At 39.3% G+C, this 12,130-nt stretch carries 10 protein-coding genes; all 10 read left to right on the top strand.

Annotation, left to right across the window (positions count from 1 at the left end; genetic code table 11):
* Position 1: 1 nt before the first annotated feature.
* The 10 genes from murD to ushA all read left to right on the top strand — a co-directional run bounded on the left by murD (position 2) and on the right by ushA (position 12,090).
* Positions 2 to 1,315 carry a UDP-N-acetylmuramoyl-L-alanine--D-glutamate ligase gene (gene murD / locus O1Q81_RS04460; RefSeq protein WP_386698437.1) on the top strand — a complete coding sequence of 438 codons (1,314 nt, stop codon included), beginning with the start codon at positions 2 to 4 and terminating at the stop codon, positions 1,313 to 1,315.
* A gap of 8 nt (positions 1,316 to 1,323) precedes the next feature.
* Positions 1,324 to 2,514 (top strand): putative lipid II flippase FtsW, encoded by a 1,191-nt coding sequence (gene ftsW / locus O1Q81_RS04465; protein WP_153985516.1) that lies wholly within the window; start codon positions 1,324 to 1,326, stop codon positions 2,512 to 2,514.
* Between the two features lie 58 nt (positions 2,515 to 2,572).
* Entirely contained in the window at positions 2,573 to 3,619 is a 1,047-nt protein-coding gene (murG, locus tag O1Q81_RS04470) for an undecaprenyldiphospho-muramoylpentapeptide beta-N-acetylglucosaminyltransferase (protein ID WP_386696147.1), read from the top strand.
* Positions 3,620 to 3,643: 24 nt separating this feature from the next.
* The gene (gene murC / locus O1Q81_RS04475; protein ID WP_386692640.1) at positions 3,644 to 5,086 is read left to right on the top strand and encodes a UDP-N-acetylmuramate--L-alanine ligase; all 1,443 of its coding nucleotides are present in this window, start codon (positions 3,644 to 3,646) and stop codon (positions 5,084 to 5,086) included.
* 27 nt (positions 5,087 to 5,113) lie between these two features.
* Complete coding sequence (locus tag O1Q81_RS04480) at positions 5,114 to 6,037, top strand: D-alanine--D-alanine ligase (RefSeq protein ID WP_386698438.1); 924 nt, start codon at positions 5,114 to 5,116, stop codon at positions 6,035 to 6,037.
* Positions 6,037 to 6,810 carry a cell division protein FtsQ/DivIB gene (locus O1Q81_RS04485; RefSeq protein ID WP_386698440.1) on the top strand — a complete coding sequence of 258 codons (774 nt, stop codon included), beginning with the start codon at positions 6,037 to 6,039 and terminating at the stop codon, positions 6,808 to 6,810. Before O1Q81_RS04480 ends, O1Q81_RS04485 begins: the two co-directional genes overlap by 1 nt.
* Positions 6,811 to 6,827: 17 nt before the next feature.
* Positions 6,828 to 8,117 carry a cell division protein FtsA gene (gene ftsA, locus O1Q81_RS04490; RefSeq protein WP_386698442.1) on the top strand — a complete coding sequence of 430 codons (1,290 nt, stop codon included), beginning with the start codon at positions 6,828 to 6,830 and terminating at the stop codon, positions 8,115 to 8,117.
* An 84-nt stretch (positions 8,118 to 8,201) separates the two neighbouring features.
* Complete coding sequence (gene ftsZ, locus O1Q81_RS04495; protein ID WP_386695998.1) at positions 8,202 to 9,410, top strand: cell division protein FtsZ; 1,209 nt, start codon at positions 8,202 to 8,204, stop codon at positions 9,408 to 9,410.
* Positions 9,411 to 9,449: 39 nt separating this feature from the next.
* Positions 9,450 to 10,367 (top strand): UDP-3-O-acyl-N-acetylglucosamine deacetylase, encoded by a 918-nt coding sequence (lpxC, locus tag O1Q81_RS04500; RefSeq protein ID WP_386689853.1) that lies wholly within the window; start codon positions 9,450 to 9,452, stop codon positions 10,365 to 10,367.
* Positions 10,368 to 10,443: 76 nt separating this feature from the next.
* Positions 10,444 to 12,090 carry a bifunctional UDP-sugar hydrolase/5'-nucleotidase UshA gene (ushA, locus tag O1Q81_RS04505; protein WP_386696000.1) on the top strand — a complete coding sequence of 549 codons (1,647 nt, stop codon included), beginning with the start codon at positions 10,444 to 10,446 and terminating at the stop codon, positions 12,088 to 12,090.
* Positions 12,091 to 12,130: the final 40 nt, after the last annotated feature.

A 12,130-nucleotide genomic window follows, 5' to 3' on the forward strand; every position in this document is an offset into this window, starting at 1 on the left:
TATGACAGATTATAAAAACAAAAACGTCACCGTGATCGGCTTAGGCAAAACGGGGCTATCTTGCGTAGATTTTTTAGTCAGAAAACAAGCTCAAGTACGTGTTATTGATACTCGTACTAACCCTACAGGTGCTGAACAATTAGGGGCGGATATTCCGTTACATACAGGCGGATTAAATCAACAATGGTTATTAGACAGTGATTTAATTGTGATTAGCCCAGGATTAGCGGTAAAAACCCCTGAAATTCAGACCGCACTTTCTGCAGGTGTAGAAGTGGTGGGGGATATTGAATTATTCTGCCGTGAAGCCAATAAACCGATTATTGCCATTACAGGTTCGAACGGTAAAAGCACAGTGACTACGCTGGTAGCAGAAATGGCAAAAGCAGATGGTGTGCGAGTTGGCATGGGGGGGAATATTGGGATTCCAGCCTTATCGCTGTTAGATGATGATTATGATCTTTATGTATTGGAACTTTCCAGTTTCCAATTAGAAACCACTTACAGCCTAAAAGCGGCGGCAGCGACCGTGTTAAATGTCACCGAAGATCACATGAACCGTTATGTGGATTTAGAAGATTATCGCCAAGCAAAATTGAAAATCTATGTGAATGCCGAAACTGCGGTGATAAATGGTGAAGATTTGTTGTCTAAAGAAGACGGTAAGCAAAGTGCGAAACAGCAAGTCAGTTTTGCGGAACATAATGCGGATTATTGGTTAAAAACCGAAAACGGTAAACAATATTTAATGGCGGGTGATGAAGTGATTTTGCCTTGTGATGACGTGAAAATCAGCGGTCGTCATAATTATATGAATGCCTTGGCATCGATTGCTTTGGCTCGGGCGGTAGGCATAAAAAATAAGGGAATTTGCACCGCGCTTCGTACTTTCACTGGACTCGATCACCGTTTCCAATTAGCCCATTTTGCCAATGGTGTGCGTTGGATTAATGATAGCAAAGCGACCAATGTCGGTAGTACGGTGGCGGCGTTAACGGGATTACATTTAAATGGTAAATTGCATTTATTATTAGGTGGTGACGGCAAAGGGGCGGATTTTAGCGAGTTAGAAAAGCTGATTAATAAGCCTGAAATTTTATGTTATTGCTTTGGTCAAGACGGTGCCGAATTAGCCAAATTATCGGTGCAAAGTCAATTATTTGATACCATGGAACAAGCTATTCAAGCCTTGCGTCCATTGTTAAAGTCAGGTGATATGGTGTTATTATCACCCGCTTGTGCGAGCCTAGATCAATTTAGTTCCTTTGAACAACGGGGTGAACAATTTACCCGTCTAGCACAGTCAGTTGAATAGGATATGTCATGGGGTTTTGGAGTAATTTAAAAGAGAGTTATCAACGCTGGACAACCATTACGCCAAGTAATGTACTGTATGACCGCACACTGTTGTGGTTATTTGTGATCTTGCTGTTTATTGGTTTTATTATGGTTACATCAGCATCTATTCCAGTGGGTACTCGTAATGAATTAGATCCTTTTTATTATGCTAAACGTGATGCCATGAATGTGGTATTGTCTTTTATTGTCTGTTATTTTTTCTTAAAAGTTCCGATGGATAAATGGGAAAAATACTATATGTGGGTTTTCTTTATTTCCATTATTTTATTGGTGGCGGTGGCGATTCCTGGTATTGGTAAATCAGTCAATGGAGCTAGACGTTGGCTGCCTTTTCCTTTATTTAGTTTCCAGCCTGCGGAATTTGCTAAGTTAGCTTTAATTTGTTTTTTAGCCAGCTATTTTACTCGCCGTTACGATGAAGTGCGTAGCCGTAAACTCAGTGCGGTAAAACCTTTCCTTGTAGTGGGGGTAATGGGGGCGTTTTTATTATTACAACCAGATTTAGGTAGTACAGTGGTATTATTCGTGATTACCTTTGGCTTGTTGTTTATTGTCGGGGCACATTTTTTACAATTCGTGTTATTAATGGGCTTAGGGGTTGTATTATTTGTGTGGTTAGTATTAACTTCCGCCTATCGTTTAAAGCGTTTAACGGGGTTTATGGATCCTTTCCAAGACCCTTACGGTACAGGGTTTCAGTTGTCTAACTCATTAATGGCATTTGGACGAGGTGAATTTTTTGGTGAGGGCTTAGGCAATTCTATTCAAAAATTAGAATATTTACCCGAAGCACATACTGACTTTGTGATGGCGGTAATGGGCGAAGAATTTGGCTTTTTAGGCATATTGTTAATGGTTTTCCTATTAGCTGCTTTGGTTTTCCGAGCCATGAAAATTGGTAAAGAGTCTTTATTATTAGAACAACGTTTTAAAGGCTTTTTTGCGTTTGGCATTAGCTTTTGGATTTTCTTCCAAGGTTTTGTGAATTTAGGTATGGCGTTAGGCTTATTACCGACCAAAGGATTAACCTTTCCATTAGTCAGTTATGGTGGTTCGAGTGTGATTATTATGTCCATTAGTATTGCCATTTTATTACGGATTGATCATGAAAATAGGCTTATGCGTGGTGGTCATGCGAGATTACGAGATGATTAAAAATTTTTCGGGGATAAATTAGGTGCAACAGAATAGAGAAAAAAAACGATTATTAGTGATGGCGGGTGGCACTGGCGGTCATGTTTTTCCAGCCATTGCAGTAGCACAATATTTACAGCAACAAGGTTGGGAAATTTGCTGGTTAGGCACCGCCGACCGTATGGAAGCCCAACTTGTCCCTAAACATGGTATTTCAATTAAATTTATTAAAATTTCTGGCTTGCGTGGTAAAGGTATCGGAGCGTTATTGAAAGCACCTTTTGCGATAACTAAAGCCGTGTTACAAGCGAGAAAAATTATCCAACAATATCAACCCCATGCGGTGTTAGGTATGGGCGGTTATGTATCGGGTCCAGGTGGCATTGCGGCTAAACTTTGTGGTGTACCAGTGATTTTACATGAACAAAATGCCGTGGCAGGACTCACCAATAAATGGTTAGCTAAAATCGCTAAAGCGGTATTGCAAGCCTTTCCAACCGCTTTTCCTGATGCCGAAGTGGTAGGTAATCCAGTACGTGCGGATTTGTTTCAAATGGCAAGTCCAGAACAACGTTTTACGCAACGTTTAGCCCATAATAATGGTAAATTAAGAATCCTTGTGGTGGGTGGAAGCCAAGGGGCGAGAGTGTTAAATCAAACCATTCCGCAGGTGGTGGCTCGGTTAGCTGATAAATTAGATGTCCGTCATCAAGTTGGAGCAGGTTCGGTAGAAAATGTTACTGCACTTTATCCAGAAAATGTGCGAAGTGCGGTGAAAATTAGCGAATTTATTGATAATATGGCAGAAGCCTACGCTTGGGCAGATTTAGTGATTTGTCGTTCGGGTGCATTGACAGTATGTGAATTAGCCGCAGTGGGTACACCAGCGATTTTTGTGCCGTTCCAACATAAGGATCGTCAACAATATTTAAATGCTAAATATTTGGCAGATGCAAACGCTGCTTATATCGTTGAGCAAGCAGATTTGAATGTTGATGTTTTGGTTAAGTTAATCAATCAATTAGATTTAAATAAATTACAGCAAATGGCAATTAATGCAAAATCCATGGCAACGCCGTTGTCTGCTCAACGTGTAGCAGAAGTGATTATACAAAATGCCAATTAAAATTAAGAAAGTGAGATAATAAAAATGACACAATCACAAGAAACGATTAGACAAGCAAAAATTAGACAATCTGTGCCAAGTATGCGACGAGTTCGCCAAATTCACTTCGTAGGGATTGGCGGTGCTGGAATGGGCGGTATTGCGGAAGTACTATTAAATGAGGGCTATGCCGTCACGGGATCGGATATTGCAGAAAGTGCGGTGACAAATCGTTTAATTTCTTTAGGGGCAAAAATTTATTTTTCTCATCAAGCAGAAAATGTGCAAGATGCCAGTGTAGTGGTAGTTTCCAGTGCGATTAAGCCAGATAATGTGGAAGTGGTGGCTGCCCATGAAAAACGGATTCCTGTGATTCAACGTGCTCAAATGTTAGCTGAAATTATGCGTTTCCGTCATGGTATTGCGATTGCAGGAACGCACGGAAAAACCACTACAACGGCGATGATTTCGATGATTTATACGCAAGCAGGTTTAGATCCAACCTTTGTCAATGGGGGATTAGTGAAATCTGCTGGTACCAATGCTTATTTAGGGGCAAGCCGTTATTTAATTGCCGAAGCAGATGAAAGTGATGCCTCATTTTTACATTTACAACCCATGGTGTCTGTGGTAACAAATATTGAACCAGACCACATGGAAACCTATCATGGTGATTTTGAAGAAATGAAACGGACGTATGTGAATTTCTTACACAATTTGCCGTTTTATGGTTTAGCCGTGATGTGTGCAGACGATGATGTGCTGATGGAATTAGTCCCGCAAGTGGGTCGTCAAGTGATGACTTATGGTTTTAGCGAAAAAGCCGATTATCGTATTGAGAATTACGAGCAAACAGGTTTTCAAGGACATTATGATGTGATTACCCCAACGGGTGAACGAATTAATGTGTTATTAAATGTACCAGGTAAACACAATGCGTTAAATGCCACCGCAGCTTTAGTGGTAGCCAAAGAAGAAGGCATTAACAATGATGCGATTTTAGCCGCACTTGCCGATTTCCAAGGGGCTGGTCGCCGTTTCGATCAACTGGGTGAGTTTATTCGTCCGAATGGTAAAGTGATGTTGATAGATGATTATGGTCATCATCCTACAGAAGTCGGCGTTACCATTCAAGCAGCTCGTTCAGGTTGGCAAAATAAACGGGTGGTGATGATTTTCCAACCGCACCGTTATTCTCGTACCAGAGATTTATTTGATGATTTTGTGCAGGTATTATCGCAAGTAGATGTATTAGTCTTACTTGATGTGTACGCCGCAGGAGAACAACCGATTGCTGGAGCAGATAGCCGTTCGTTAGCTCGTTCTATTCGTAATTTGGGCAAAGTTGACCCGATTTTTGTGGCGGATCATAGTCAGTTACCTGAAATTATGGATCAAATCCTACAAGATGGTGATTTAATTTTGGCACAAGGGGCGGGCAATGTGAGTAAACTTTCTCGCAATCTTGTGGAATTGTGGACGAAATAAGCAGAATAAAAGTAAAGAGATAATTCAATGAAACCATTAAAACAACAAAAAATCGCCGTATTATTAGGTGGTACATCAGCAGAACGTGACGTTTCCTTAAATTCAGGGGCTGCTGTATTGCAAGCGTTACGCTCACAAGGCTATGATGCTCACCCACTCGACCCAAAAGAAATCAGCGTAGCTGAATTAAGTGAACAGGGCTTTGATCGTGCCTTTAATATTTTGCACGGACGGGGTGGCGAAGACGGTGTTATTCAAGGCGTATTGGAACAAATCGGCTTGCCATATACGGGTTGTGGAGTTATGACATCTGCATTAACCATGGATAAAATGCGAACTAAAATGTTATGGAAAGGCTTTGGTTTACCGATTGCCGATATGGAAATTGTCACTAAAAACACCGCACTTTCACTCGATCCGCAAGCAGTGGTGGCTCGCTTAGGTTTGCCATTAATGGTAAAACCTTCACGTGAAGGTTCCAGCGTTGGGTTGACTAAAGTCAAAGCGGTGGAAGATTTAAAAGCCGCAGTAGAGTTAGCCCTACAACATGATGATACGGTATTAATTGAAGAATGGTTGTCTGGAGATGAATTGACTGTGCCAGTATTAGGTGATGAAGTGTTGCCAGCGGTACAAATTGTTCCCGAGGGTGAATTTTATGATTATGAGGCGAAATATATTTCTGATAATACACAATATATTTGCCCGATGCCATTAAGTGATGAACGTTGGCAAGAATTACGTAGCTTGGTGAAACGTGCTTATGAGGTGGTCGGTTGTCGTGGTTGGAGCCGAATTGATGTGATGACCGATAGCAAAGGAAATTTCCGTTTAGTAGAAGTGAATACCACACCGGGGATGACGAGCCATAGTTTATTTCCAAAATCAGCTAAAACGGTGGGGTATTCTTTTGAGCAGTTGGTGGAAAAAATCTTGGAGTTAAGTGTTTAATGTCCGTGATTAAACGTAAATCGAAGCAGAATACAGTCAAAATGCCAGAGTTTGATCTGAAAAGTTTAATTCAGATCAAACCATTACTTTTGCTATTGTGCTTAGGTTTGCTATATTATACTTATACCAACTGGCAAAACTGGTTAGAAAAATTAGACGATAAACCGATTAGTTCTTTTGCATTGTTAGGTTCGCCACAATATACCACTTATTCAGATGTGCGAAATCAAATTTTACAGATGGGCAAATTAAAAGGCTTTTTCGGGCAAGATGTGAATGCGGTGCGTACACAAATTCAATCAATTCCTTGGATTAAAGGTGCGTTGGTACGTAAAATTTGGCCAGATCGGTTAAGTGTATTAGTCACAGAATATACACCAGTGGCTTATTGGAATGAAAAAGAGTTTCTGGCAAGCGATGGTACAGTGTTTAGTTTACCCGTTGATAAGCTGAAAAATAAGGATATGCCACGGTTATTCGGGTCAGATTATCAAAGTCGTGAAGTGCTAGAGGCATGGTATAAAATCTATAAAGATTTAAAAGCAAAAAATTTAAACCTAAAGACCCTAGCGGTAAATGAACGGGGTTCTTGGGAAATTATGTTAGATAACGACATTACCTTAAAATTAGGACGTGGCGAGTGGAAAAGTAAGATTGATCGTTTTGTGACAATTTATCCACAAATTGAAGTGCCTGAAAATAAAAAAATTAATTATGTTGATCTAAGATATAAAGTGGGTGCGGCAGTGAGTTTCACTGATATTATTAAATAAATAGCGAAGTGATGAATATGGCAAAAATTGTAGAATCAAACATTATTGTTGGATTAGAAGTCGGCACATCAAAAGTGGTGGCTGTGGTTGGTGAAGTATTACCTGATGGCGTTGTGAATGTGTTGGGTTATGGGAGTTGCCCGTCTAAAGGTATTGATAGAGGTAGCATTAGTGATTTATCTGCGGTGGTAAAATCTATTCAGCGTGCGATTGAAAGTGCAGAAGCAGTGGCGGATTGCCAAATTATGTCAGTTACTTTAGCAATAACTGGGAAACATATCCAAAGTTTCAATGACAGTGGTTTAGAGCCGATTGCTAATAATGAAGTGACTCAGGAAGAAATTGATTCAGCTATGCACACCGCAAGTTCGGTCAAATTGCCCGAAGGTTTATCTTTATTACATGTTATTCCGCAAGAATTTGCCGTTGACCAACAACAAAATATAAAAAATCCGTTGGGTTTACAAGGCATGCGTTTAAAAGCACAGGCTCATCTTATCGGTTGTCATCAGGCTTGGTTAAGTAATCTACAAAAAGCAGTAGAACAGTGTGGTTTAAAAGTAGATAAAGTGGTCTTTTCTGGCTTGGCATCAAGCTATTCAGTATTAACCGAAGATGAAAAAGATCTAGGCGTTTGCTTGATAGATTTTGGTGCTGGTTCTATGGATATCATGGTATATACCAACGGAGCATTACGTTATAGCAAGGTACTCCCTTATGGTGGCAATGATATTACCGATTTTGTAGCTCAGAGTTTAACCACATCTCGCCATGAAGCCGAAAATATTAAAATTAATTATGGAAGTGCGGTCAATCCTAGCCAAGATTTAATTGAACATTTTGCCAAGAAAAAGGTCGAAGTAGCAGGACTAGGTGGAGCGACTGCTCGTACCTTTAGCAAAGCACAAATTGTAAATGTGACATCAAAATGTTATTCTGATTTGTTGTGGGTGGTAAAAAATGAGTTAGATAATTTACGCCAAGAGCTGATTAAGAAAGATGTTAAAGCAGATTTAATTGCAGGTATTGTGTTAACTGGTGGTGGAGCGAATATGGAAGATATTGCAAAATGTGCTACAGAAATCTTTGGTCTTCATGTTCGGGTTGGAAATCCATTGAATATCACAGGATTAACTGATTATGTAAATAAACCACAATATGCGACTGTACTCGGCTTATTACAATATAGTCATGATAATGATGGAGAAGATGGAACCACTGGTAATGATACAACATCTGGAGGTTTTTTACGCAGAATTTATGATAAAACGAAAGAAATTTTAAAGAAAGTTGGCTCGGAATTTTGATAATTTTGCATTTTTCATCTACAATAGGAAAAATTTTAGAATAGTTTATGTGCTAGGCTCGTTTAGCACCTACGGAGAATATAAATGTTTGAACCTGTACAATATGATTTTGATGATGAAGTTGGTCGCACGCTGATTAAAGTGGTCGGTGTCGGTGGTGGCGGTGGTAATGCTGTTAACCATATGATGGAGAGTTTACTAGGTAATGGAGGTTCGCTAGTTGGAGAAGATTCTTTTGCTAGTGATGAACATGGCGAAATTATCTTTTATGCAGTGAATACAGATGCTCAGGCTTTACGCAAAAGTAGGGTTCAACAAACCGTACAAATCGGTGCAGAAACCACACGTGGTTTAGGGGCAGGGGCAAATCCAAATGTAGGGCGTAAAGCTGCCGAAGATGATCAAGATGCAATTCGTGCGATGCTTGAGGGTGCGGATATGGTATTTATTGCGGCAGGTATGGGCGGTGGTACAGGTACAGGTGCCGCTCCTATTGTTGCACAAGTAGCAAAAGAATTAGGTATTCTTACTGTTGCAGTAGTAACTAAACCGTTCTCCTTTGAAGGTAAAAAACGTATGGCATTTGCGGAATTAGGTATTAAAGAGCTATCCAAACACGTTGACTCTTTAATTAGTATTCCGAATGAAAAATTATTGAAAGTATTAGGTAAAAATACCACGTTAGTTCAAGCATTCTCTGCAGTAAATGATATTCTCCGTAATGCGGTTACGGGTATTTCGGATATGATTACTTCTCCAGGGTTAATCAACGTTGACTTTGCTGACGTACGTACAGTAATGTCAGAGATGGGACGAGCTATGATGGGATCGGGTATTGCTAAAGGTGCATCAAGTGACGGTCGAGCCGAAAAAGCTGCTCAAGATGCGGTGGCAAGCCCATTGTTAGAAGATGTCGATTTATCTGGAGCTAAAGGGGTATTAGTCAATATTACTGCTGGTTTAGATTTGGGTTTAGATGAATTCTATGCGGTAGGTGATATTATTCGTTCTTTTGCTTCAGATGAAGCGACCGTTGTGGTGGGAACCAGTTTAGTTCCAGATATGTCAGATGAAATTCGTGTGACCATTGTCGCTACGGGTATTGGTGATTTTGAAGAACCTGTAGCAACTTTATCTTCAATCGCAGGTCAAGGATCATCCCAAAATCTGCAACAGGGAGGACAAAATGTTCCACCACCACGAGAAGAAATAAAAAGACCTGCACCATTAGGTGAAAATACCTTTATTCCAGGCAATAGTGTGCCACATTTTTTACGTGGCAATAATAACTAAACAAAATAGTTAATATTTTGGATAAAGTTGAGACAAAATATGATTAAACAAAGAACATTAAAACAAAGCATTAAAGTGACTGGTGTGGGATTACACAGCGGTAATAAGGTGACTTTGCATTTACGCCCAGCTGCGGTGAATACGGGGGTGATTTATTGTCGTACCGATCTTAATCCGCCTGTCAGTTTCCCTGCGGATGCAAAAGCTGTACGTGATACCATGCTTTGTACTTGTTTAGTGAATGATGAAGGTGTGCGTATTTCTACAGTTGAACATCTTAATGCGGCTTTAGCAGGCTTAGGCATTGATAATGTGATCATTGAAGTTAACGCTCCAGAAATTCCGATTATGGATGGTAGTGCAAGTCCGTTTATTTATTTATTGCTTGATGCTGGCATCGAAGAACAAAATGCGGCGAAAAAATTTATTCGTGTAAAGAAAACTGTACGAGTAGAAGATGGTGATAAATGGGCGGAAATTAAGCCTTATAGTGGTTTCCGTTTGAATTTCACGATTGATTTTAATCACCCGGCGATTCCAAAAAAATTAAGCCATTACAAATTGGATTTTTCAGCACAAAATTTTGTACAACAAATTAGCCGAGCAAGAACCTTTGCTTTTATGAAAGATATTGAATATCTTCAATCACAAGGTTTGGCTTTAGGTGGTAGTTTGGATAATGCTATCGTATTGGATAATTACCGTGTGCTAAACGAAGATGGTTTACGTTTTAAAGACGAATTAGTTCGCCATAAAATGTTGGACTCTATCGGTGATTTATATATGTGCGGTCACAACCTTATCGGTGAGTTTAGTGCGTATAAATCTGGACACGGCTTAAATAATAAATTATTACGAGCTTTATTAGATAATCAAGAGGCTTGGGAATTTGTGACCTTTGAAGATAAACAAGTCGTGCCAAAAGGTTATATGATAACACAGCAAGTGTTAATTTAATAAAATTGGTTAAAAAGCTATACTTTTTTGAGTATGGCTTTTTTTGTATCTATCATTTCATTTAGAAGGACTTATTATGAAAATTTTGTCAAAAATGACCGCACTTTCTATGGCGTTGCTTGCTGCTTCAGCCATGGCATATCAACAAGATAAGACTTATCATTTTACCGTATTACATACCAATGATTTACACGGACACTTTGCTCCAAATGACAAAGGCGAGTTTGGTTTAGCTGCTCAAAAAACATTAATTGACCAGATCAAAACAGAAGTCGAAAAACAAGGAGGAACAGTGGTCTTACTCAATGCGGGAGATGTGAATACGGGTGTACCAGAATCCGATTCACAAAATGCCGAACCCGATATTCAAGCGATGAATATGGTCGGTTATGAAGCCATGACATTAGGTAATCATGAATTTGATAATCCATTGCAACTACTTGATATGCAAGAGAAATGGGCAAAATTTCCATTCTTGAGTGCAAATATTTACTTGAAAAAAACAGGTAAGCATTTAGTGAAACCTTATACCATTTTAAATAAACAGGATTTAAAAATTGCTGTCGTGGGCTTAACTACGGAAGACACGGCAAAATTAGGTAATCCTGAATATATGAATTTGATTCGTTTTGATGATCCAACGGAAACAGCGAAAAAAGTCTTGGCGGAGTTGGCACAAAATGAAAAGCCAGATGTAAAAATTGCCCTGACTCACATGGGGTATTATTATGATGGTAAATTTGGCTCAAATGCACCAGGTGATGTATCAATGGCACGTAAGTTGGATAAAGGTGCATTTGATATGATTATCGGTGCTCACACCCATGACCCTGTTTGTGTAGATGAAAAAGGCGTATGGATTGAAAACTATAAGCCAACAGATCCTTGTAAACCTGATTATCAAAATGGCACATGGATTATGCAGGCTTACGAATGGGGCAAATATTTAGGTCGAGCAGATTTTAGTTTTAAAAATGGCGAATTAAAATTAGAACATTATCAACTTATTCCCGTAAATTTGAAGAAAAAAGTTAAGACAGCAGAGGGTAAAACCGAATATCAATTCTATACTAATGAAATTCCACAAGATCCCGAAGTGGCAAAATTGGTCAAATCTTATCAAGAAAAGGGTAACGAATTATTGGGTGAAAAAGTGGGAAGTGTTAAAGGTAAATTAGAAGGTGATCGTACGGTAGTTCGCTTTAAACAAACTAACTTAGGGCGTTTAGTGGCAGAAGTAGAACGGGATAAAGTCAACGCTGATGTAGGACTTGTGAATTCAGGTGTCGTGCGTGATTCTATTAATGAGGGTGAAATTACCTATCGTGATATTTTGAAAGTATTACCTTTTGGTAATGCAGTAAGTTATGCTGATTTAACTGGACAAGAACTACAAGACTATTTAAACGTGGTGGCATTAAAAGAAACCGATTCTGGTGGTTATCCGCAATTTGTTGGAATTTCTATGGTAGTAGATTATGCGAATAAAACTGTCACGGAGATTAAAATCAAAGGCGAGCCATTAAATCTAAGCAAAAAATATCGTTTATCTTTGCCAAATTATAGTGCCTCAGGTGGTGACGGTTATCCAGTATTGAAAAATCATCCAAGCTATGTGGATTCTGGCTTTATTGATGCCGATGTGATGAAACAATATTTACAAAAACATTCACCATTGGATGCTAGCAAATTTGAGCCAAAAGGCGAGATTATTTATCGTTAATCTTAGCCCTATGCTATAATCGGGTCTGTTGAAAGTTCAT

Source organism: Lonepinella sp. MS14436 (assembly GCF_042470565.1).
Lineage (GTDB): Bacteria > Pseudomonadota > Gammaproteobacteria > Enterobacterales > Pasteurellaceae > Lonepinella.